This window comes from Sphingobacterium sp. B29, assembly GCF_001952815.1.
Lineage (GTDB): Bacteria > Bacteroidota > Bacteroidia > Sphingobacteriales > Sphingobacteriaceae > Sphingobacterium > Sphingobacterium siyangense.
Map to the genome: position 1 here is coordinate 893,247 of NZ_CP019158.1, position 22,921 is coordinate 916,167.

The window sequence follows — 22,921 nt, forward strand, 5'->3', positions numbered from 1 at the left end:
AAAATTATACATGAAATCAGGTTACTTCAAGAGTTTTGATCAAGGGGAGTTATTATATCGCGTTTGGAATTATCAGGCCGGACAGCGGGCATTGATCGTACTGCACCGTGGGCATGAGCATTCGGAACGTCTGCAGGAGATGGCTACGGATCCACAGTTTGCCGATCATTCAATCTTTGCATTTGATTTGCGCGGACATGGTTATACGAAAGAACCAGTTTCACCAATCTTTATGGATTATGTACGGGATTTAGATAGTTTCGTTCATTATATAGGCCGTGAATATTTGGTTGATCCGAAAGACATTTTCGTTATCGCCAATAGTATTGCAGGAGTTGTTGTCAGTGCCTGGGTACATGATTTTGCTCCTAAAGTCGCAGGTATTGCATTGTTGGCACCTGCATTTGAAATTAAATTATATGTGCCCTTGGCAAATCAGATGATTGCTTTGGGAACAAAGCTAAAAAAAGATCTGATTATCCAGAGTTATGTCAAATCTAACGTGTTGACTCACGATATAGACCAGCAGAAGGCTTACGATGCCGATCCTTTGATTTCCAAATCTATCAATGGCGCTTTGTTGGTTGATCTATTAAAAGCTGGCGAGCGTATCGTTGAAGACGCTGCGGCGATTGATATTCCTGTGATTGTCCTTTCTGCTGAAAAAGATTATGTGGTCAAAAATTCGATACAGAAAAAATTCTTTGTGACAATTGCTTCAAAGTTGAAGACCTTTATTACATTACGTAATTTCTACCATGGGATTCTATTTGAAACAAACCGGCAGAAGGTGTACCAGTATCTGCGAAATTTTATCGACAAGGCCTATGCCCGACAAAGTCCTGAGCTGACGCTTGAACCCGATGAGTTTTCGGTGAAAGAGTATGAACAATTATACCATAAGTTACTTCCTGCGGGTGAAAAATTGAATTATGCGGTCCAGAAATGGGCATTGGGTAAAATAGGTTCCTTAAGTAAAGGAATGAATTTAGGCCTGCAGTTTGGATTTGATTCTGGGATATCGCTGGATTACGTCTATCGCAATGAATCGCAGGGTAAAAACCGCTTTGGCCGCATCCTCGACCGTGGTTATCTGGAGGCCATCGGCTGGAAAGGAATTCGCATTCGAAAACAACACTTGTTACAGTTGCTGGAAGAGCATATAACAAAAGTTAAAGCTGCTGGGAAAACCGTTAAGATATTGGACATTGCGGGTGGAACCGGAAATTACTTATTTGATATTAAAGAAAAATATCCCGAGGCCGAAATCGTGATTAATGAATTCCTGTTGTCAAATATTGCCGTAGGAGAGAAGATTATCCGTAGAAACGGATTGCAGGGAATACGATTTACCAACTATGATTGTTTTGATCCAGCTACCTATTCCAAACTGGAATTTGAGCCTAACATTGTTATTATCTCAGGTATTTTTGAACTTTTTGGTGACAATGAATTGGCAAGTAGGGCTGTAAAAGGTGCAACTTCGATTTGTGAAGAAAGCAGTCATTTGGTTTATACTGGACAGCCATGGCATCCACAGTTAAAGATGATTGCTTACGTGTTAAACAGTCATCAGAAAAAAGACTGGGTGATGCGCCGCCGTTCGCAGAAAGAATTAGACCGTCTGATGGCCTACAATGGAGTCGTTAAGGAGCGTATGCTAATCGACGACTTTGGCATATTTACAGTCTCTTCGGGGGCTGTGAAGGGCGGGTAATCGTAAAAGATTGAAAAGCTCATAGCTTAGTAGTATTTTCTTTAATCTTACTCTCAATATTTTTTAATCTTATAACAAACTCAATAAAAAGTCCCATTTCGGGAACTTTTTATTGAAATAGCTTTGATTTTGCTTATCTCAGTTTTTTTTTAAATGGAGGTAAGTAAAATGGATATCTGATTCTTATATTCTCTGATCTCCTGGATAATATGTTCCAAATTTCCATTGAAGTCTAGTAGCTGTCCGAATACCTTATCGTCTTTGGCCAATCCACCATGCTTATTGTCCTTACTGAATATTTCTTTTATAAAATATTTTATTTAAAAATTTTATAATTGTATAGAATATCTTTACATTTGTTTTAGATATAAAATAATTTTGAGTCTCGTGCTTCGGGTCGGTCTAGTAACATTTCGAATGCGTGAGAAAATTATAAACCAATATAAATTTTTATGATTATGAATAATGTTGTGAATGGTAGTGGTGGATTAAGAATTGAAAATAATGGGCCAGTTACCAAAAATGAAAATCAGAAAACAACGAACCATATCTATCTCCATCCTGGAGAGCGGAGCGGTGAATTTGAACGATGGATGCGTGAAATTGGCGGATTGCTCCAAATAGATCGAGAGTATTCTGCTTTAAAACCACTTTTAGATCTCATTGTCGCAGTTTTGGAGCCAAATCGGATTTTCCTGATACCACACCCTGCTATAGAAAAATACCAAGTTAAACCTTATGTAGAGATTATTTTGGTATTGGATGGCTGGGAATATGATTTAGATCGGAATGAACCGATCGTAAAAAGTGTTCTTGAGTTGGTGTGCTTGAAGCAGAGTACCCTCGTGTTTAATATCTTTTCGGGAGATCGATGGGAAGCAGAAATGGAAGACGGGTGCTATTACAATATTGCCCATTGTCGATCTAAATTTCTAGTGTTTTCGGGAAGTCCCTATCGTTTGGTAGAACCCGATGGGGAGTCTCTGGAAAATTTTAAAGATAATTTCTGGTCTAAGTTCAATAACAGGGTTAAGATAATCGAGCATTTTTTAGAAAAATGTAACACCCTGCTTTGTGATGAAGAAATTGTTGCGGATCTTGCCCATACCCTTTTATCGTCTTGTTTAAAACAGATTTACCGTTTGGTAATCGATACTTTTTCATTAAATGTTCCGAATTTAAATCGCCCATGTAAGGAACTTGAAGAAATGGCAGCGAGAGTACTACCACAATTACGGGGGCAGATCAAGAAAGATATTGATGCTTATATAAATTGGCGTGTAGCCGATTTTGAAGATTTAGATGAAGATACATTGCGTATGAAACGTCACATTCCGGATATGGTGGAACTTGAACGTTTATTGGACATTGCTAAAATAGCCTTCGCGCAGAAGATGGTCGTATTATTTGGTTCTAATGAAATAGTACAATAGAGTGCAAAACAATTATAGAAACGAAATATCATACTAAATATCCTGAGAAGGGTGATCATATCATCGAATGTCAGCAAGAAGAACTAAATGTATAGCCGAATGTTAAATATAGATTTGCTGTTTTCATTATATGTTCCTCAGTTAACGTGTTACCTTCGATTTCTAAAGACGATTGAATCGTTTTTATACGGTTCTTTTTTCGTAGCTCCGTACTGGGTTTATATAAATGAGCAGCATTAATTTCTCCTATTCTTTCTGAAATAGAACTAACTAATTTTAAAGTTTCACTTGTAATAATATACGGTGGTTTCATTATGATGATACTATCATTTGATACTATCAAAGATAATCATTGATCAACCTAAAAATAGCTAATGCTTAAAAAATATTTGACAGTACTCGTATCAGAAATACTGCTATTCCAGCTGAATAGATAGGTAAAGTCCACTGGAATAGCAATGTTAAATATTAGTTCTTATAAGCACGAATGGCCTGTATGATACCCTCTAGGTTTTCATTAAAGTCCTGCATTTGTGCAAACACCTTATCATCTTTGGCCAAACCACCATGTTTATTGTTCTTGCGGAAGATTTGTTTGATGTGTTCCCAGCGTTCTTGTTCCACATTGTTTATCAATCCAGCGAGTTCTTTCAATTTTAGAAGATTACTTTCTGTATCGGCAGTAAGGGTTTGTGACTCGCTTTCATAATGTGCGAGGAGAACCTGATCAATCTCCTCATCGTTCATCATGGGCACAACTTGCGCAACGAGCTTGCTCATATTCCGGTAGGATCCTTGCATTTTGAACGGCGGTTCTGTTCGGTAATTGTCCTGCATGGCCGCACTTTGAATATAATTTTGATTGACCTTGATAACAATATTTCGGATCTTTAAAACATGTTTTAATACCGTTATAAAATCATCGATATCTTGCTTCAGGTAATTGCCTTCTAAATCGGGAAGTTGATCTGCCACCGATTGCGCATAGTTCACTAAAGCATAGAAGTCGTTGAAGGATTTGCTTGCTATTTTCTCTAGGTAGCTGTTTTCAATCGCCGCATTTTCGATCAAGCTTAGATTGAATAGTGCTTCGGTATCACCGATCACATCCCCTAGATTGTAGACATCGGCACGGTTGGCAAGCATATCTGGAATCTGAAATTTGGACCCGCTTTCTGTATAGGGGTTTCCAGCCATTACGATGCAGAATCTTTTCCCGCGCAAATCATATGTTTTACTCTCGCCTTCAAAAATACCATCGATCTTACGTTGCCCGTCAGCCAATGAAATAAATTTCTGTAGAAATTCCGGATTCAAATGTTGGATATCATCGAGGTAGAGCATCACATTGTCGGCCATTTCGAAAGCAAGATTAATCTTCTTAAGTTCCTCACGTTCCCCGGAAGTTTTGGCCTCCACAGGATCAATCGAAGTAATGGAATGTCCAATTGTAGGTCCGTTGATTTTCACAAAATGTAATCCCATTGTTTTCGCGAGGTATTCCATCAATGTTGTCTTTCCGTAACCTGGTGGAGAAATGAGGAGAAGCATACCCATTCTGGCGGTACGTTTATTGTCGCCAGCTGCCCCAAGTTGTTTAGCCAGGTTATTTCCGATCAATGGAAAGTAAACCTCGTTGATCAACTTATTTCGGACAAAAGATGTTAAGACTTTTGGTTCAAATTCTCCGATTTTCAGCTCCTTGGCATATGTTTTTCCAAGCTGCTCCTTCAAAGAAGCGAATTCTTGAAAACGAGGGGCATTCAATTCGGTAAATGTCTTCAACCTACGCAGAAATTGATGGTATTGAATCTGTTCTTCTCCATTGTTCAAGATCGGATGATTTCCCTTTAATCCCTGGATGAGGGCATTGTCTTTGGCGATGATCAATTGGTATTCATCTTTTGGATAAAGAAGTGTGACTGCAGTTTCCTCAATGTACTTGTGGAAAGCCTGGTAGTCACTGTTCTCGTCGATAAAAGAATTTAGCCAATTTAAAGTCAAATAGAAACGGTCTACGAGGCTAAATTGTGTATGCTGAATATCTGCTTCAAAGAGTTTGAAACTCTTTTTGTTTTCCAATAGCCTGATGAAAGCCTTCTTCAGTTCATCCGATTGCTCACTGACGACAAACTTGCTGTAGCTTGTGAAAGTCTGGAAAAGATAGCTCGCGATCTCCTCTCCATTAATTGTCGAGCGATCCAAATGAGTGTCCCAATTGTTAAATAATTTTGTGAGTTCCTCAACGACAGATTGGTAGCGTGTGGAATTTGGAAATGCTTTTAATACGGCGTGTGTAGACTGAATCAACGCTTTCTGTTTTTCCTGTTGGTCTTGGGCCAGTGAATGCCAAAACAACTGCGCCATAGCACGCAAATGAGGATCGTAACGTAAAAGATCAAGCTTGCTGTCTAGCTGTTTGATGGTATCATAGATTACCAGGGCATCAAAATTATGCACTCCTTTGACATAACCTTCCGAATAACTTTGCTCGACAGTCTGATTGATAAACAGGTTGGCATCAAAATCGTGCTGTCCTTTAGAAGCAAGGAATGTTTTATAAGCGAGATATTCAGCTCGGTATACATCTTTGTTTTCGGAAATCAGTTCCTGATCCCAAATATCTCTAAAGTTTTCAATTTCGGAACCTTTGACTTTTTGATAGAAGCTCGTTCCGGTAAGATGGAAGTATATTTCGTCATTTTTGCGCAAGAGCGTTAAACTGAGTGACTGATTATTGACGGCAAATTTATGCTTACCAAGAGCAATAATGTTCTCTCCATCTACAAAAAGATCATTCTTGTCACGTAAAACGCGTAATGCATCCTCTTGAGATTTTTTGAGTAGGTTTTCAAGATTTTCAGCTTTTGAAACATCACTGAGCGTTTTCAGTTCTTGCACAAGTTGTCTGATTTTGTCAATCATCAAATCTGAAGCAAAGAAACTTAGGATTTCCTCACGCGTTGCAAATGTCTTTGACTTGTTTTCGATATTCTTTAATACACGAAGGCCAATTTGTTCGAGTGAAGAGCTTCGTTTGTTGATCTGTTCAACGATTTGCTCTCTGCGGGAATTAAATGCTTTGATGATTTCATCGCGCTTATCTGCTATCTTCAGGGCGAAGTCCTCAAATTCTGAGAACTTACTTTCAAGTTCTTCCAGTTGAACAATGACCTTGGTATAATACTCGTCTACTTTTTGTGTTGTCGTAGAGAGTTCAAGGTAGTTGGTGACAGACTGCTCCAGTAACGTAAGTTGGGCAGAAAATTCTGCAATGGCTTCCGTACTTTTTAATGAATTGAGTTTGCGTGTAAGCTGCGACCGGACTTCATTCAAGGAAGAGAAAATAACAGCTATCTTTTCGATGATTTTGGTGGTTTGAGTGGAGTCGTCGATTTTTAAACTGTTTAGAATATCGATCAACAGCTCCAGCTCGCTCGATATAGCCGAATTGGCTTCCTCGATCGCCTTGGCGTCATAGACTTTGATAATTGCAGCAACATTGTTTTTCTGTTGCTCCACTTTCTGCTCATAGGGGTGTAAAGCCTCGTCGCGAAGCAAGAAGGCAATTGTCTTTTCGGCGAGTTCGGTGGTGATTGACTGTAGTTTATCGAGTAAAGCATCGATGCGGACTACATCAATATATTTGACATTTTTGAGGTCAATGATTTCGCCCTGTAAACGACGTGAATCTGCCAGTTGATGAACAAGTTGATCAAGCTTCTCGACTACTGTACTATTGATGGAAAAGGTAAGCTCCTCCATTTTCTTCTCGGCACTGCTATTGAGCTCTGTGGCGTATTTACGTTGGGCTTGGACCTTAACAAATTCATCAATTGCTGTATTGGCGACCTCCTTGATCTGTGCGAGTGGCTGCCCAAGATTTGACAAGGCTTCATCCTTTATCCAAAAATAGGAGTCAAGTAGGACAGTCGATTTTTTGAGTATATCCTCGTAAAGACCTTCATAACTGTCTTCTTTGTTGATGAGCTGTATGACTTCTTGTGCCTCGGCCATGACTTGTACGATCTGTTTATTACCGACCTTATAAAGCGGATCTTCTTTTTTTAGCTCATTTTCTTTGAGTACCGCCATGTAAGGGGTTTCCCAGATCTGAACCTGATGATGTCGTGTTGCTTCAGCCTCTGTGCGGAAGTAAATTAAACTACCGTCTTTGAAAAGGGTGAAGCCATTGCAGATGATCGGAGTTTCGACATGCTGCTGAATGATGTTATAAGACAGTAAGATGTAGGTATTCGTTTCCTCCTGACAAAAGATATAGAGAAAGTCTTCGCCGTTTGGTGATGCTATGCGCCTAAGAAAACTAACCTGGTCAAACTGGACGTCAAAGATTTTATGGGTGCCATTCTGCAGGTAGTATCCGTTAGAAAAAATGATTCCTTGATTATCGGGCAGTAGAATGGCCGATTCATTCAGCGATTTAAGGTTTACTACTTCCTTTGTCCGCTGGTTAAAGACAAATGCACGGAAATCTTCTTGATACGGTTTAATACGAACGGCAATCAAATTGCCAAGGTCTGCATAGTAGTAATCCGCATCATCCAGTTGTTGGTCTGCGTTTGAAACTTTTTCGGAGAAGATTCCTTTTCCCGTATCGGTATTGTTTTCAATTTTAAAAGTAATATCGCCATTGATCGCTTCTATAAAGATCTTGTCCTTAATGGAAATGTGCGGGTGTTTTCCGAGGCGACGGTCTTCCAAGGTTGTTTTTGTCCAGTCAAACTCAAACTGATTAGGCAATTTAACCTCATGAATGCTGCGGTCGTCCTGATATTGGAGCGTTCCGTCTTTAATCAACCACTTGAATGCCTTCAGGTCAGCAGGATTTTTGCTGGTCTGAAAGACCATATAAAGATAGTTTTCCGTACGTCGAAACTTGGAAAAGATCGAGTCGCGATAGTATTTATATAAATTTTGATAATCGCCAATGAAATTAGGATCATTGATCAGATCGAGCGATTGTGGGATAAATTGATTGTTTTCGAACGTATATACACTGAAAACATCTTCGAGTTTAATTTCGGTACGTAACCCAAAATGGACGTTATAACCGAATATACATAGATTGTCCAGGGCTAAAATACCGCGAGCAACACAGTTATTTTCTGTGGTGATCCGTTGGTTGGCCTTGAGTATAAAACTTGTCGCATTAAAGACTTCCTTGCGGGCATTATTTAGTTGCTGGAGTTTGATAGAAAGCTCTTCTTTTTGTGTAAGAAGTCGCTTCCGAATAATCTCGTATGCACCTTGATCAAGGGAGTCGTTCTGATTTGTTACGTTTTCTTCTGGCATAAAACTGAGCTTTATCGACTTTGTATATGTGGTAGAATCATTATTTATTACCTGCAGTGATTATGAACATTATCTGCAGGTAATAATGGGTATTAATTACGACAGCTTTTTATTGGATATTCCCAAGTTTTTCGCTAATCCGAATAAAGAATTGATAAAGCTTTTGTCTTCGCCATTTTCAGCGTCAGTCGCCGCTTGTTGAAGTTTAATCAATGCTGCTGAAACTGTGAGGTTCTTTATATCGTTTGTGGAAATTCCATATTTATCGGCTAATCCACGCACCTTCTCTGCAAGGTCTCCTTGTCCATCTGGACCTATCAGTGAATTCTTAATAGCTGTGGCATGTTTAGAGTTGTCAATCAAGTGATCAAAACCTTTGGAATTGGAAACTTGACGGACGATATTCTCAAAGAACATGGTTTCGCCACCAACGATATCTATTTTTGCCGTTTTAAGTGCTTCCGACAATACGCCAGCTTGTGCTTGAGCAATGTCTTTTTGGATATTGATGTGTGCGAGTTCAATATCACGTTCTTTTTGCAATTGCAATTTGAATTCTTCGTGATCTCTGCCCACACCATCCAATTTCTTCATCGCCTCAGCTTTCTCTTCGATACCTTTTGCTTCGGCAAGCGCTTTCTCACGAACAACTTCCGCTTGTGCTAAGCCCTCCTTACGCATTGCTTCCGCTTTCTTCTCGATCACATTAGCTTCAACGGTACCTTGTTTTTCTTCGGCTTCGGCTTTTGCAACCATTACTTCAGCTTCGGATAAGCCAAGCGCGGCTTCCTCTTTGGCTTGTGCTTCAGCAATAATCTTACGACTTTCGGCTTCCTTCAGCGATGCTTCTTTTTTCGCTTCAGCATCTATCAATAATTCCTGAGCACGTTTTTCGGCAATTTTACGAGCGGCTTCGGCATCGATTACTTTTTTCTCCGCTTCCTGCTCTGCAGCAATTTTTGCAGCTTCGGCCGCCTTAACAGTGGATATTAATTTTTCTTCTGCTTCTTGTGATGCCGCAATAACACCAGCTTGTTTCTTTCGTTCTACTTCACGGAATACTTCGATGTCTCGGACGCCTTGTTGCTCTTCAATAACCCCTTTCTCCAATTGTACGCGTTCCTTGATAACACCTTGGATACTTTTCTTCTCCGTCTCGATTGAGCGTTCTTTGTCGATTTGGGCTAAGGTAACAATCCGTTCACGTTCAGTTTGTTCCAAAGCACGGTCTTTCTCTACGCGTTCTGCTTCCACTGCGTCCGTGCGCTGTTTGTTTTTCTCAGCAATGATAATCTGACGCAGCTTATTTTCTTCCTGTACTGCCAGTTGCTCTTCGGTAGAAATCCGGACACTTTCGTACTTGAGACGTTCTTCTTCACGGACCTTTGCTATTTCTGCTTCTTCGCGTGCTCTGATGTTATCAATTTCCCGTTTTTGTTTTTCTTCTTTTTCAGCAAGTTGACGATCAAGTTCCAAAATCGCTTCACGAGCTTCCACGTTTTGCTTTCTAATCAACTTCTCTTCGTCACGACGGATAAAATTTGCATTGATATTTTGCTTGGCTGTTAGCTCCGTTATTTTTTTAATGCCTTCACTGTCTAAGATATTGTTTGGATTGAGATGCTCAATATCTGTCTGCTCAAGATAGTCGATTGCACAGTCATCTAGAATATAACCGTTCAGGTCAGTTCCGATGATATCCAAAATTTCGTCACGAAATTCCCGACGGGCTTCATACAATTCGATGAAATCAAATTTCTTACCGACTGTTTTTAGGGCCTCGGAGAATTTAGATTCAAAAATGCTTTTTAATGTTTCCGGCTCACTTGCACGATCACAACCTAAATTTTGGGCAACATTGATCACATCATCCACACTTTTATTGACGCGAACGAAGAAAGCAACTTTGATATCTGCACGAATGTTGTCCTTGCAGATCAAACCTTCACCTTGCATACGGGCAATCTCAATTTTTTTGATTGAGATGTCCATGATCTCCATCTTGTGAAATACGGGTACAACATACATTCCTTTGTTGAATGCTACTTTTGTACCACCAACACCAGTACGGACAATTGCTTTCCCTTGTGGAATTTTCTTATAGAATGCACTCAATACAACAAAGAATGCAAAAATTAAAAAGACAGCCAATCCGACAATTAAAAGTATAATTCCGTTTAAGCCACTTAAAAATAAAAGAGGTTGATATAGCATATGATTTGTATTTATTTAGATTTTAATAGTTGGGTTTACGATTAGGATGTAAAGGAATAAAAACCCGTTCTTTTAGAACAGTTGTTTAGGTGTCGAGTCCTTTCTTCTTTTTTCATTAAATATTGTCTATCGTGATTTCTTTGGTCACATAATAATATTTCTTGTCCTTGGATTCGTCAACAATAATGACATCGTCTCCGTAGCCTATTTTCTCCCCATTGTGGCTGACAACATTGAGGCGAATAGGGTCCTGTTGGATGATAAATTCGGCAGAACCTATTTTCTTGCCTTCAATACTGGCTCTCATTTTACCCATGCGACCAAGAAAATCGTGACTTTCTTCGCCATTGTAACCTATAGTTTTAAACATTTTAGCTAAGGGTTTGGTCAGAAAATGCATTAATATAAATGTAACAATGAAAACGGGGATTAGGATTAATACAGACTTTATTCCCCAAGAAGCAACATCGATAAAGAGCGAAGAAACAATGGTAATTATCCAGCCTATAAATTTGAATAGTGTTACAATAAGCATGATGGGTACTTTGCCAACATTTATGTAATCCATTGCTTTTGCAAAAAAGCCGGTTTCTGTATTAGCGTCGGTATCCGAATGATGATGGTGCGCATGATCGCCCCCCTCAGATGCGATATCATGTGAGCCATCGACGTCCGTGACATCAGGCGTAGGATGCAGGTCTATATCTGCATCGGCATCAAAGAGATGTACTCCATCACCCATCAGAAACATAAATAACCAATACACTACAGACATGCCAGTTAAGACTGTCATAATTCCATTGGATAATGGATTAAATAAGATATTGATCAGTTCCGTCATCGTGTTATTGTTTAAATTTTCTCCCTTTTGAATGTGTAATGGAACGACCAGGAACTGCCATTGACCTCAACGTCCTGCATGGTTACCAATTCCCAGCCTTGATTTCCAAGATCATTTAAGATTTCATCAATTTTTTCGGAGTCCAACTTTGTTCCCCAGAAACCCTTAGGTTCAATTTTTAGCGTTTTATACTCAAATCTTTTCATCATTATTTAATTTTCTTTTTAGTTCTTCTAATTCGTTGTTGACGGCTTCAGACCCGCCGATGGTCTCGTTAATCTCATCAACTTTACTTTTGTTGCCTAGTGCAATCTCACCATAGGCCTTCGCTAGTGCCTCGTCTTCCTCGACTTTCTCTTTCATGCGTTCTAACATGGAAATCGTACTATTTGAATCGATATTCGCGAGCTGCCGATTGACCATTTTAGCTGCGTTAGAGACCTTCACACGTGCCTTTAATGTGGAGAGTTCACCTTCCCATTTCGATATATTGAATTTGAGAATGTCTACATTTTTGTGCAGCTCATCGGCTGAACTTTGATGAATCACAGCTTGTTTCTCCAGTTCACTAACTTCGATTAATAACTGTTTTTTCAACAACAGCGCTTCCTTTGCCAGACCTTCGGCCTTTTCTGCCGTCAGCTCCCCCTTTTGTGCCTTTTGGAGTAATAGAATAGCTTTGTTCTCAAATTCATTGGCTTCTTCTTTTTTCTTTTCACAATTGTTTTGGGTACGTATGGCTAAGGCCTTCACTTTAGCATAAGCTTCCAACGATTGTTCCAGGTCCTCTTTCATCTCACGGATACCTTGTTCCGTCATTTTGATGGGGTCTTCCATTTTGTCCACGACTGCGTGGATCTCTGCTTGACCGATTCTGAAAATTCTCTTAAAAATATTCATTATTCTATAATTTTGAAAAACTTATTAACTGATTATAATATTCACTCATCAACAGACTCAGCGAGTTGATGGCTGCATCAAATTCGTTCTGGTCGAGATTATGTATTTGTAATGTATACCGAAATATAACTTTGGTACCATCTTCCGTTAACGCAAATCCGCCGTGGATAATATCTCTATTTTTTATCAATAGTGATTTGAACATATCCATGCTGTCATTGCTGATTGTAAAAAGGTATTGCTCAAAAATCAAGATGGGTTGGGCAATGCCTACAATGAGGTTACGAATTCCGTCGTCTTCATTTTCGATGACAAAGATTCCTTCTTTTGTATCCTTATGGGTAATGGTGTAACCGATGTTGGCGATATAATTTTCAATTTTTGAGAAGTACATAATCAAGTTTTTTATATATTGCACATATTCTTTGCATAAAGGTAATAAAAATGCAAAAATATTTTGCAATAAAAATTCAATTTTTTTTAAAATGAGTAACGTAGGGAACAATATTAAGAAATTAAGAAAAGTGAAAGGAATGAGCCAACAGGCATTTGGGGATGTTTTTAATCTTACTAGAGGTAATATTTCGTCTTACGAAGAAATGCGTGCGGAACCAAAAATTGAGATTGTTCTTAAGATTGCAAATTATTTTGGCATTCCTGTGCAGCATCTTATTGAAAAAAATCTATCTGTCAATGAAATTCTTAATTTCAATGATTATTTTGAACCAAATGTTTCTATTATTGGACGTAAAAGATTGTTACAAATCCCGCTACTGGAACGGGATGCTATTTTTGAAGCGAGTACTCATTTTTCGAAATTAGATGAGCTTCCGATAATTGAATTTCCTTTGCAAAGTAGGAGCCGTCTCATCGCAATCGAATATGCTGACGCTATTCCGGTACCGAGCGATTTTTTGGCTAGCCCTCAATCCATTTTGTTTTTTGAAGAAGTTGATGTTCAAAGCTTACATACTTTGGATAAGGCCTTTGGTTTGTATTTTTCCGAGGAAGAGTTCTTTATTGGAAAATACAGTTTGCAGGAAAAGGAGATTAGTTTAGCCTTAAATGTCTGGAAGAAGGTTGATTTCACTTTGGGAGAGAAAGCATATTTCTGGAAATTGTATGCCAAGTTTGAGCGAATATAATTGCGTGGAACTTTTCCCTGCTGTTTATTTGGTATTGCCGGTATCGAGCGTATTTACATATTGTTACCATATTCTAGGTTAATGGTGTTGTTGTACTATACTTATAGGGGGTTAACAAGGGGTTTGCAGGGATTTACCCCTGCTATACCCCTGTTAACCCCCTGTTAACCCCTTGTAACACCCCTGCTAAAAGCGGCCTTGAGGTTGATCTGATGCCGACTTTCCCGCAAGAAAAGAAGACTACAAAATCAGGACTGCAGATGTTAATGCTCACAAAAAATTTTGTGAAGTCGGGCATTGTAATTAAATTAGTTCGATAACAACGTAAAACTTTTGCGCTGGTGATTCACGTTTTTGGTTCATGAGAGCTTATTCTAAGCTGTTATCTCACAATAAAAATGGAAATTTGTGCAGGATTCGATCCAAGATCAGGAGTCAACATCTGGATAGTACGATAATGTATCATCAACAGCGAGTTGGCTTTTATGGGTAAGAATGAATCTCAAGGATGGTAATGTTATAAATCGGTAATCTTATAAGTAAGATAGATAATGATGAACTTGTTGATCCGCTAAAAGTAGTGTGATTTATTTAGTTTCAGTACAACATGCATAAACGGCTAAATTACCATGGATAAAAAACTAAATTTAAATAGATGAAGAAAGTAACCTTATTAGCATTAATTGCTGGATTTTATGTTATTTCCTGTAATAATTCCACGACTAAAAAAGTCGAAGTAAAAGATACGACTGCCGCTATTGACATAAAAAAAGATACGGCCAAAACGCTGTTGGAAAATAGAGGCGGCGAAGTGCCAATACCTAAATTTAGTTCTGTTGAGACACAAAAATTGGCGGAGGATTACACAAAATATATTAAGGAATTTATCGCTGTTGCCAAGAGTGGCGATGTTGTTAAGCTCAAGGAGCTTGCGTCCAAGCGTCAGGAATGGGCGACCAAAGAAACTGAAGCTGTTTCTAAGTTTACACCGGAAGATGCCAAATTATGGAAGGCTTATGCTGAGAACCTAGGAAGAGCGTTGACAGCAAGCCTAACAAAATAAGTTGTGAACAATCGACGAGGTAGAGGCTTGAAAAATCTACCTCGCCGACCCTACTAGAAGGGGAGGTCATCTTCATTTTCGTCCGGAAGTGTTGGGCTGTCTTCTTTGGCACCGTTTGACTCTGATAAAACCAAGAAATTATCTACTTTAATTTCTGTGACATATTGTTTTACCCCATCTGCATTCTCATAATTACGATAGGTGAGTTTGCCCTCAACCATGAGTTTGGTCCCACGTTGGCATTTCTTTTCAATGGTATTGTTTTGATTACCCCAAACCACGAGTGTATGCCATTGAACTTCTTCAACCCACTCGCCGGCTTTGTTCTTGAAGAGATCATTGGTGGCGAGACGTAATACGGAATAATTGGTGCCGGTGGAAGTTGTTTTGATTAATGGATCGTTTCCTAAATGACCAACCAATTGTACTTTGTTGCGTAATGTGCTCATGCGTCTAATTTTTAAATGTTTTTAATAATTCTTATTTTAGTTGACGGTCATTGGCTATTGATGCCAGATGATCTTAAGCAAAGGTGGGGCGGAGAAAAGACTATAGTCGTCTATTTACCATTTGTATTCGACTATAGTCGATTGTAACCGTTTGTTGTCGTTTAATCTTCCGTTATGAGTTCTGTCGAGAAAGTTTGCCTTGAATGTGGCAAGGGTATATATGGTCGTTCTGACAAGCGATTTTGTGATGATGCTTGCCGGAACGCCTATAACAATAAATTAAATAGCGACCAGACCAATATGGTGCGCAATGTGAATAATATCCTACGAAAAAACCGTCGTATTTTATTGGAAGCGTTGAGTGGGGAGGGTATGGTCAAGATACAGCGGGAAAAGTTAAAGCGGTTGGGATTTGATTTTAAGTTCCATACACATACTTTTTCCAATAACAAGGGACAGACCTATAACTTTATTTATGAAACAGGCTATCTGTTGCTGGAGAATGACTGGGTATTGATCGTTCAAAAGAAACCGCTATGATTTTGAACGCAACAAATTCATTTGTATTGGTTTAGTTTGCAGCACTGAGCTTGGCCTTCCTTATTGTGATATAATTAAAAATAGTGAAGGTTAGAATCAATATGTAGTAGCATACTGGGATGAGTAAAAAATAGGCGCTATTAAAGATATCGCTTAAAAAAGACGGTAGTGAAATCTTAAAAAAATCTGCAATAATAATATAGCCTATGAAACTTCCGAGAAAAAATAGTCCAACAGCATGTATTACAATTATTTTTTTTAGGTGCTTACTGTATAAGGCGTCTTTATTTTGCTTCGTATAGCCCATAATCGCTGGGACCAATAATCCTAATAATGGATTGACCAAAAAGGTGAGCGATGCTAAATATAGCGCTTTAATACTTCCTGTTTGATTGTTGTCGATACTGATTTGATTTACATTTGGCATAATGAGTTGTTCTAAAGGTATTTCCAAGATTTGACTGATCTGTTTGAGACTAAATCCACTGATTTCTTCAGTGCCTTTTTCGATGCGTTGCACTGTTCTTAGCGATACACCCGCCTGATCGGCGAGTTCCTGCTGCGTTAGTCCCTTACGTTTTCTTGATAGTTTGATTAATTGATTAGCTGATTGACTTTCCATAGTCTAAAGATGGGGAAATAGTCATTGAATTTCAGCAAAATTGATGCGACAATAATATGCCAATATCGTGCTTTAAGATATAACAGATTAATAATCAAAAGTTTTGGGAATTTGGTAAATATTTTGAATCTTTGCAATTTAACAGAGTAATTAATAAAAACGGAAGAATATGTTTGCAATATTAGAAAATCCCGCTTCGTCCACAGAGAAGATTCTCGGGAATATTCTTCGGAATACGGCCCTTTCCTAATCTTCTTTTTTAATACGTTAAGTAACCTACGTTGATATTGGCTAAAAATTGGCTCTCTAAATGGTGGCCCACGGTTCCAATATGCTTAGCTTATTATGGAGTTTTAGAAATCCAGTTACTTTCAAGATGATTGTGAAAGCTGGATATGAATGTTATGTTTTAGAAAATTTTATGAATTCAGTAAATAAATATGTCCTTCAGGCACTGGATAACTATCCAATGTATTTGGAGGAGACCATGGAATCCTTATCCTATGCGCTGTCTTATGATGAGTCCAATACAATGGCGCTGTGTTTGATGGGAAGAGTTCATGCCGAACAGCTATTGGACTATGAGCAGGCAAAAAGGTATTTCCAGGAAGCTTTGGTGCATAATGTGCAGGCACTGGAGGTATATCCTTATTTCATTCAGACACTGATTGATATGGGGGAGTATGAAGCTGCAAAAAAGACGATTAAATTTGCTTTGACACTTCCGGCGATGCCCTTGACAGGGATATGGATCAAGAAAGCACTTTTATTTGAAAAATTGAGAAAATACAAAAAGGCATTGAAGGCGTTAAAAATGGCACAACTTGAGAATGTTGATCTTGATTTTTCGTCAAGCCTGAAGTCGATTGAAGATCGGATTAAGGGGAAACAGGAAATTAAGAACGGGAAAGAAAAGGAAAACAAGAAAGAAAGGAAGAACACTCGAAAATAGTCTCACATTATCCGAATGACGGTTTTTGTTTTGAACCAAGGTCCAATAAAGAAGCCCTAGATGAAATTTCATCTAGGGCTTTATCAATATAGTTTAAGAATTATTCTGCTCTTAAGATTTTCGCAGCCTCAACCATCGACTCTAAAGCCGCTTTGGTTTCTGGCCAAGCACGAGTTTTCAAACCACAGTCAGGGTTAACCCAAAGTTGTTCTGCTGGAACTACTGCTTTTGCTTTACGCAATAGATCTACCATCTCATCTTTGCTTGGAACACGTGGTGAGTGAATGTCATAAACACCTGGACCAATATCGTTTGGATATTTGAAATCACCAGCGAAAGCATTCAACAATTTCATTTGAGAACGTGAAGTCTCAATTGTGATGACGTCAGCATCCATTGCAGCGATATCTTCGATTACATTATTGAACTCAGAGTAACACATGTGTGTGTGAATCTGTGTATCGTCTTCTACATTTGATGAAGAAACACGGAAAGCACGTACTGCCCAGTTCAAGTAATCTTTTTGATCAGCTTTACGTAGCGGTAATCCTTCACGGATTGCTGGTTCATCGATTTGTATAATTTTGATACCTGCTTTTTCCAACGCTTGTACTTCGTCTAAGATCGCCAATGCAATTTGGTAAGTCGTTGTTGAACGCGGTTGGTCATTACGTACGAAAGACCATTGTAAGATGGTAACCGGACCAGTCAACATACCTTTAACCGGACGGTTAGTCAATGATTGAGCGTATGAAGACCAACGGACAGTCATATCTTCAGGACGGTATACATCACCATAGATAATCGGAGGTTTTACACAACGTGAACCATAGGATTGTACCCAACCGTTTTGTGTAAATGCATATCCAGCTAGTTGCTCACCGAAGTATTCAACCATGTCATTACGTTCGAACTCACCGTGAACCAATACATCGATATCCAGTTGCTCTTGAAGACGGATTGTATTTTCAGTTTCTTCAGCAATTGCTTTATCGTACTCTTCCTGTGTGATCGATCCCTTTTTCAGATCAGCTCTCCATTTACGCACATCTTTTGTTTGTGGGAAAGAACCGATTGTTGTCGTAGGGAATGCTGGCAAGTTGAACTTCGCTTGTTGCGCTGCTTTACGGTCAGCAAATGCTGAAGTACGTTTCGCATCGTCATCAGTGATATTGCTTGTACGTGTTTTAACCTCTGGTTTGTGGATCAGTGGAGAAGTACGACGGCTTTCAGCTGCAGCTTTGTTCGCTTCGAAGCGTTTTGCTGTTTCAGCATCAACTTCACCTTCTGCTAATACGGCTAAGTCTTTTACCTCAGCTAATTTTTGTTTAGCAAATGCTAACCAGTTTTTTACTTCAGCTGGTAGCGATTGCTCATTGTGTTCATTGTCTAAGTCAAAAGGAACGTGCAACAATGATGAAGAAGGAGCTACCCAAACACGGTCTTTTCCTAATGCATCAACAGCTTGTTTGATTTTAACCAATGATTTTTCGTAATCATTTTTCCAGATGTTACGGCCTTCAACAATACCCAAAGATAATGTTAATGAAGCAGGAACTTTAGCTAGTACCGTATCCAATTGGTTTTCACCGCGTACCAAATCCAAATGTAAAGCATGGATAGGTAGGTTAACTGCGATATCTTCGTTATCTTTTAAAGCTTCGAAGTAAGTCGTCGCGATTAATTTGATATTTTTTGCAGCTGCAGCTAATTTTTCGAAAGTGGGTTGATATAAAGCTTTTACTTTAGCATCTAAATCCAATGCTAAGAAAGGCTCGTCAATCTGAACATATTGCGCACCGGCCTCAGCTAGTTTAGCTAATATTTGCTCATATACTGGAACAAGTTTATCCAATAAATCGATGCGGTCGAAGCCAGCTTCTTTTTCTTTACCGATCAAAAGGTAAGTGATAGGACCTAATAGAACTGGTTTAGTATCGATGCCCAATGATTTTGCTTCGTTATATTCATTTAAGAACTTTTCGGACGTCAATTTGAATTCTTGATCTTTTGTGAATTCTGGCACCATATAGTGGTAGTTGGTATCCAACCACTTGGTCATTTCCATTGCAGTCACGTCGATTCCTTCTTGTTGGAAACCACGCGCCATGGCAAAATATAGATCTAAGCTGTAATTGTTGTCTACTTTATTCAATAAAGAATGGTAACGAGCAGGAATTGCACCAACAGTAAGGGTTAAATCCAATACTTGATCGTAAAAAGAGAAATCATTGGAAGGGATCAAATCTATTCCAGCATCTTTTTGTGTTTTCCAATTGCCTTCACGAATTTTTTTTGCTGTGTCCAATAATTCCTCAACAGAAGATTTTTTAGCCCAATAGGCCTCATTGGCTTTTTTCAATTCGCGGAACGCGCCCACACGAGGGTAACCTAAATTGTTAGTCAATAACATAATGAATGTTTTTAATATTTCTTTTTCAACTATATTTCTTGCTAGAGAGAGAAGGACACACTAGAATTCGGTGACTTCGGCTTATCATTCCCATATCAAGTAGGGTAGAATTTAGCACCTTGTCAAGGGACAGGTTGCTAAGGCTTCATCGGGTCTATTCCCTCTGCCTTTCTCTATAAGCGACGCTAAGTTAGAACATTTCTTTTTGAAATGCAAATTTTTTATAAAAGTGCGTCAATTTTTTATATTCTACTAAGGATAAAATTGTTTTGTTCTTTTCTTTTCATCCATGATTTAGTGTATGCCATGTTTCAATACGCCGTGTAGCATAAAAAATGGGGAATGACTGTTTCTCATTCCCCATTCTTTTAGCTCACCAAAAGTTTGTAACCTTTTCCGTGCACATTGACAATTTCAACTTTACTATCTTCTTTTAGATATTTACGAAGTTTACTGAGAAATACATCCATACTTCTACCTGTAAAGTAGTTGTCATCATGCCATATTTTTAATAAAGCTTCTTCCCGGGTCAGCACATCATTTTTCTTTAAACAAAGCAAGCGTAGTAGTTCCGCTTCTTTGGTGGATAGTTTTTGCATCTGTCCTTTGTAAGAAATTTGCTGACTTGTATAATCAAAGAAATAATCACCAATTTCAAATTTATCAGCAACCACTTCCTCTTCTTTGTCTCGAACACTGCGTTTCAGCAAAGCATTGATGCGGAGCAATAATTCCTCCACTCGAAAAGGCTTTGTGATATAATCATCTCCCCCTAATTCAAAGGCTTCGGTTTTATCTTCCATCATCCCCTTTGCTGTGGCAAAGATAATAGGAACAGTATTGTTTGTTTTTCTGATTTCACGTCCAACTGTAAATCCGTCCTTTTTTGGCATCATGACATCGAAAATACAGAGGTCGTAGTTATTTTTTTTGAATTGAGAAATCGCTTCATCTCCATCTGTGCATAATGTGACGTCAAATTTTCCCTTTAATTCGAGATAGTCTTTTAAAAGATCCCCCAAATTAGGATCATCTTCTGCTAATAATATCTTTTGCATAATGATTATATTAATTTTCACCAATGTCCCTTGATGCTGATAAATCAGCTTTCCTCAACCTTTGAAATTTTTTAAAGAGGAAATATACAAAAAAGGAACGTTTTATTTTTTAATAGGCAAAATTACTTCAAAGGTCGTGCCCTTATCTTTTTCACTTTTAACTGTAATTTTTCCGTTCAGCCTTCTCAGGATGTCCTGGACATAACTTAAGCCAAGACCAAATCCTTTGACATTATGAACATTTCCAGTTGGAATACGGTAGAACTGGTCGAAAATCTTTTGCAGGTGATCCCGACTCATCCCAATACCGTTGTCGGCAATGGTGATAACAATGGTATCACCAACATTTTTGGATTGAATATTCACATGCAGATCTCCTTTGTTGTACTTAATTGCATTATCCAGTAGATTATAAAATACATTTGAAAAATGCAGCTCGTCACCAACAACAACATCTTTCGCCGCCGCTAGATCTATGGAAAATTTTCCGCCGATATTTTGCATCCTTAACTGCATACTGTCGGTAACTGCTGAGACAAGATCATTAATATGCACATCCACCTGGTCTAACTTTAATGTTTCCTTTTCCAATCGGGCTAGGTCAAGCACACGTTCGATGTGATTTCCGAGTCTAACATTTTCGTCGTAGATGATATTAGCCAATTTCTGAACGCGCTTATGGTCGGCATTGATGTCTGGATCTTTAAGTGACTCGCTGGCAATCATAATTGTTGCAACAGGTGTTTTAAACTCATGCGTCATGTTGTTGATGAAATCTGTTTTCATTTCCGAAACTTTCTTTTGTCTGAAGATGATAATCAGTGTATAAGCAAAACAACCCACCAACAAGAAAAGTAGTGCCAGCATAGGTAGTAACAGATAGCCCATATTATCTGCGATTATCGCCTTTTTATTGGGAAAATAGATTGTTAATTTCCCTGGCGCAGCACCGATATCACCTTTAAAAAGTGCGGTCGAGTATTTTGTTGTATTTGTCGGGTTATTTAGAGCGGCTTCGTTTAAAATATTATTTAGTAATATATTGTTTGTACTCCATATTTCAATATTAAAAGGAGCTTTAATATCGCGTTGAGCCAACTCATCTTTGATCAGTTCCTGGACAATGATGACATTCAACCGATCCTTTAACGGACGCTTTGCTAGCTCCATTCCAATAGCAACATCTTCGATGTAATCTGCCTTTTTACCACCGAGCATAGCAACGGAGTCGTAAACGTTGAAACCGGACCAAGAATTCTTTCTGTTTAGCACATCGAGCCTTTTTTCCAAATCAGAGATGGTTTTTGCAAGTTTTGCATTCTCTCTCGGAGGTAAGGTGGCTACCCTGAATTTTGTCTGTTGATTGACCAATGGGTCCATTAGTGGGATAACAAACCGCGTGCTGTCATCTTTCCCATTCACCTGATCATCTACTTTGGACGCATTTAACATGATAAAAGCTTGTACCAGATTATCGTCGGTAAGCTCATTTGAAACAGAAAATTTGATAAATTTCTGGTATTCCGGTCTTTTGATGTATGTTTCGTAAAAAGAATTTTTGATTTCAATTACATTTGGGTATAAAGCACGCAATTGGTCTTCTTGCTCTTTAAAGTTTGAGAAAACAACATGTTGTTTGTTTTTTAATTCTTCAATTCTATACTGTATTTCGAGTTGCTCGGCCAACAGACGTTGTTTGGCCTGTTCCTGCTTGGATTTTTCAATGTTACGTTCCTGTTGAACTTTAGCAAAGTCGACCACCTCCCGTCGTTCAAGCTTTCCGGCAACAGCTGTAATCGCAGCATTGACGGACTCATCAAATAATTGGGATTTTTGACGATATGAATCTCTCAGAAAATAGAATTGCATAGCCAATACCCCAATTAGAGCTAGAGACATCAGTCCAATGATTAATACAATGCTATTTTTCTTCATTAGGGTTGGGTGTTAAATAAATGTATTTTGAATATATCACAAAGTTTATAGCACTCAGTTTATTTACCTTTTGCGTATCCATCCCTTATACCATGTGAGTGGCCATTTAAGGTCCGGTAGCTCATATTTTCTTAAATTGTTACAAATATAAAGATGCTAATGTGTTTTGAAGCTGTTTTAACAATGTTTAACAGCAATCTGTTTAAATATAGGTGCTGTTGTTTGTAAATTAGTGAATAGAAATAAATTATATGCTGAATTGGCCTATTGATAAATTAAATCTACGCAGTTGAGTCTGCTGCTGTAGAAGTGAATAAGCCGAGTAT

At 38.5% G+C, this 22,921-nt stretch carries 17 protein-coding genes and 1 riboswitch; of the genes, 6 read left to right on the top strand and 11 right to left on the bottom strand.

Annotated elements, in window-relative coordinates; translation table 11 throughout:
• The first annotated feature begins 10 nt into the window (after positions 1-10).
• Positions 11-1,717 carry a bifunctional alpha/beta hydrolase/class I SAM-dependent methyltransferase gene (locus BV902_RS03750; RefSeq protein WP_075990840.1) on the top strand — a complete coding sequence of 569 codons (1,707 nt, stop codon included), beginning with the start codon at positions 11-13 and terminating at the stop codon, positions 1,715-1,717.
• A gap of 458 nt (positions 1,718-2,175) precedes the next feature.
• Complete coding sequence (locus BV902_RS03755) at positions 2,176-3,150, top strand: hypothetical protein (RefSeq protein WP_075990841.1); 975 nt, start codon at positions 2,176-2,178, stop codon at positions 3,148-3,150.
• 468 nt (positions 3,151-3,618) lie between these two features.
• Here BV902_RS03755 and BV902_RS03765 read toward each other — a convergent pair whose 3' ends face one another.
• The 6 genes from BV902_RS03765 to BV902_RS03790 all read right to left on the bottom strand — a co-directional run bounded on the left by BV902_RS03765 (position 3,619) and on the right by BV902_RS03790 (position 12,812).
• Positions 3,619-8,463, bottom strand: coding sequence for a DNA repair ATPase (locus BV902_RS03765; protein ID WP_075990842.1), 4,845 nt, complete (start codon positions 8,461-8,463; stop codon positions 3,619-3,621).
• Positions 8,464-8,559: 96 nt separating this feature from the next.
• Complete coding sequence (locus tag BV902_RS03770) at positions 8,560-10,677, bottom strand: flotillin family protein (RefSeq protein WP_075990843.1); 2,118 nt, start codon at positions 10,675-10,677, stop codon at positions 8,560-8,562.
• A gap of 115 nt (positions 10,678-10,792) precedes the next feature.
• Entirely contained in the window at positions 10,793-11,518 is a 726-nt protein-coding gene (locus tag BV902_RS03775; protein WP_075990844.1) for an OB-fold-containig protein, read from the bottom strand.
• Between the two features lie 11 nt (positions 11,519-11,529).
• Positions 11,530-11,727 carry a DUF4177 domain-containing protein gene (locus BV902_RS03780; protein ID WP_083663469.1) on the bottom strand — a complete coding sequence of 66 codons (198 nt, stop codon included), beginning with the start codon at positions 11,725-11,727 and terminating at the stop codon, positions 11,530-11,532.
• Positions 11,711-12,418 carry a PspA/IM30 family protein gene (locus tag BV902_RS03785; RefSeq protein WP_075990846.1) on the bottom strand — a complete coding sequence of 236 codons (708 nt, stop codon included), beginning with the start codon at positions 12,416-12,418 and terminating at the stop codon, positions 11,711-11,713. The genes BV902_RS03780 and BV902_RS03785 overlap by 17 nt, the downstream gene beginning before the upstream one ends.
• Before the next feature lie 4 nt (positions 12,419-12,422).
• Positions 12,423-12,812, bottom strand: coding sequence for a YbjN domain-containing protein (locus BV902_RS03790; protein WP_075994614.1), 390 nt, complete (start codon positions 12,810-12,812; stop codon positions 12,423-12,425).
• 91 nt (positions 12,813-12,903) lie between these two features.
• On the opposite strand from BV902_RS03790, the gene BV902_RS03795 reads away from it, so the two are divergent.
• Positions 12,904-13,563: a helix-turn-helix domain-containing protein gene (locus BV902_RS03795; protein WP_075990847.1), complete on the top strand. Its 660-nt coding sequence runs from the start codon at positions 12,904-12,906 to the stop codon at positions 13,561-13,563.
• 655 nt (positions 13,564-14,218) lie between these two features.
• Positions 14,219-14,626 carry a hypothetical protein gene (locus BV902_RS03800; RefSeq protein ID WP_075990848.1) on the top strand — a complete coding sequence of 136 codons (408 nt, stop codon included), beginning with the start codon at positions 14,219-14,221 and terminating at the stop codon, positions 14,624-14,626.
• A gap of 53 nt (positions 14,627-14,679) precedes the next feature.
• On the opposite strand, the gene BV902_RS03805 is transcribed toward BV902_RS03800, so the two are convergent.
• Positions 14,680-15,075, bottom strand: a complete 396-nt coding sequence (locus tag BV902_RS03805; protein WP_075990849.1) for a single-stranded DNA-binding protein — start codon at positions 15,073-15,075, stop codon at positions 14,680-14,682.
• Positions 15,076-15,249: 174 nt separating this feature from the next.
• Between BV902_RS03805 and BV902_RS03810 the strand changes: the two genes are divergently transcribed.
• Positions 15,250-15,615, top strand: coding sequence for a hypothetical protein (locus tag BV902_RS03810; RefSeq protein WP_075990850.1), 366 nt, complete (start codon positions 15,250-15,252; stop codon positions 15,613-15,615).
• Between the two features lie 31 nt (positions 15,616-15,646).
• Here the strand turns inward: BV902_RS03810 and BV902_RS03815 are convergent, their stop codons facing one another.
• A complete protein-coding gene (locus BV902_RS03815) occupies positions 15,647-16,237 on the bottom strand; it encodes a helix-turn-helix domain-containing protein (RefSeq protein WP_075990851.1) in 591 nt (196 codons plus the stop codon).
• Between the two features lie 421 nt (positions 16,238-16,658).
• On the opposite strand from BV902_RS03815, the gene BV902_RS03820 reads away from it, so the two are divergent.
• Complete coding sequence (locus BV902_RS03820; RefSeq protein ID WP_075994615.1) at positions 16,659-17,189, top strand: hypothetical protein; 531 nt, start codon at positions 16,659-16,661, stop codon at positions 17,187-17,189.
• Positions 17,190-17,289: 100 nt separating this feature from the next.
• Here the strand turns inward: BV902_RS03820 and metE are convergent, their stop codons facing one another.
• From metE to BV902_RS03835, 3 genes are all read right to left on the bottom strand, one after another.
• Entirely contained in the window at positions 17,290-19,602 is a 2,313-nt protein-coding gene (metE, locus tag BV902_RS03825; RefSeq protein WP_075990852.1) for a 5-methyltetrahydropteroyltriglutamate--homocysteine S-methyltransferase, read from the bottom strand.
• 78 nt (positions 19,603-19,680) lie between these two features.
• Positions 19,681-19,784: riboswitch (SAM riboswitch) on the bottom strand.
• 186 nt (positions 19,785-19,970) lie between these two features.
• Positions 19,971-20,660 (bottom strand): response regulator transcription factor, encoded by a 690-nt coding sequence (locus BV902_RS03830; RefSeq protein WP_172840643.1) that lies wholly within the window; start codon positions 20,658-20,660, stop codon positions 19,971-19,973.
• Between the two features lie 102 nt (positions 20,661-20,762).
• Positions 20,763-22,595, bottom strand: coding sequence for a sensor histidine kinase (locus BV902_RS03835; protein ID WP_075990853.1), 1,833 nt, complete (start codon positions 22,593-22,595; stop codon positions 20,763-20,765).
• Between the last annotated feature and the right edge of the window lie 326 nt (positions 22,596-22,921).

Coding starts and splice junctions, on each gene's coding strand:
- BV902_RS03810 (WP_075990850.1), top strand. CDS start 15,250: ATGAGTTCTGTCGAGAAAGTTTGCCTTGAATGTGGCAAGGGTATATAT.
- BV902_RS03800 (WP_075990848.1), top strand. CDS start 14,219: ATGAAGAAAGTAACCTTATTAGCATTAATTGCTGGATTTTATGTTATT.
- BV902_RS03775 (WP_075990844.1), bottom strand. CDS start 11,518: ATGACGGAACTGATCAATATCTTATTTAATCCATTATCCAATGGAATT.
- BV902_RS03790 (WP_075994614.1), bottom strand. CDS start 12,812: ATGTACTTCTCAAAAATTGAAAATTATATCGCCAACATCGGTTACACC.
- BV902_RS03805 (WP_075990849.1), bottom strand. CDS start 15,075: ATGAGCACATTACGCAACAAAGTACAATTGGTTGGTCATTTAGGAAAC.
- BV902_RS03835 (WP_075990853.1), bottom strand. CDS start 22,595: ATGAAGAAAAATAGCATTGTATTAATCATTGGACTGATGTCTCTAGCT.
- BV902_RS03795 (WP_075990847.1), top strand. CDS start 12,904: ATGAGTAACGTAGGGAACAATATTAAGAAATTAAGAAAAGTGAAAGGA.
- BV902_RS03815 (WP_075990851.1), bottom strand. CDS start 16,237: ATGGAAAGTCAATCAGCTAATCAATTAATCAAACTATCAAGAAAACGT.
- BV902_RS03765 (WP_075990842.1), bottom strand. CDS start 8,463: ATGCCAGAAGAAAACGTAACAAATCAGAACGACTCCCTTGATCAAGGT.
- metE (WP_075990852.1), bottom strand. CDS start 19,602: ATGTTATTGACTAACAATTTAGGTTACCCTCGTGTGGGCGCGTTCCGC.
- BV902_RS03785 (WP_075990846.1), bottom strand. CDS start 12,418: ATGAATATTTTTAAGAGAATTTTCAGAATCGGTCAAGCAGAGATCCAC.
- BV902_RS03830 (WP_172840643.1), bottom strand. CDS start 20,660: ATGCAAAAGATATTATTAGCAGAAGATGATCCTAATTTGGGGGATCTT.
- BV902_RS03770 (WP_075990843.1), bottom strand. CDS start 10,677: ATGCTATATCAACCTCTTTTATTTTTAAGTGGCTTAAACGGAATTATA.
- BV902_RS03820 (WP_075994615.1), top strand. CDS start 16,659: ATGAATTCAGTAAATAAATATGTCCTTCAGGCACTGGATAACTATCCA.
- BV902_RS03755 (WP_075990841.1), top strand. CDS start 2,176: ATGAATAATGTTGTGAATGGTAGTGGTGGATTAAGAATTGAAAATAAT.
- BV902_RS03780 (WP_083663469.1), bottom strand. CDS start 11,727: ATGATGAAAAGATTTGAGTATAAAACGCTAAAAATTGAACCTAAGGGT.
- BV902_RS03750 (WP_075990840.1), top strand. CDS start 11: ATGAAATCAGGTTACTTCAAGAGTTTTGATCAAGGGGAGTTATTATAT.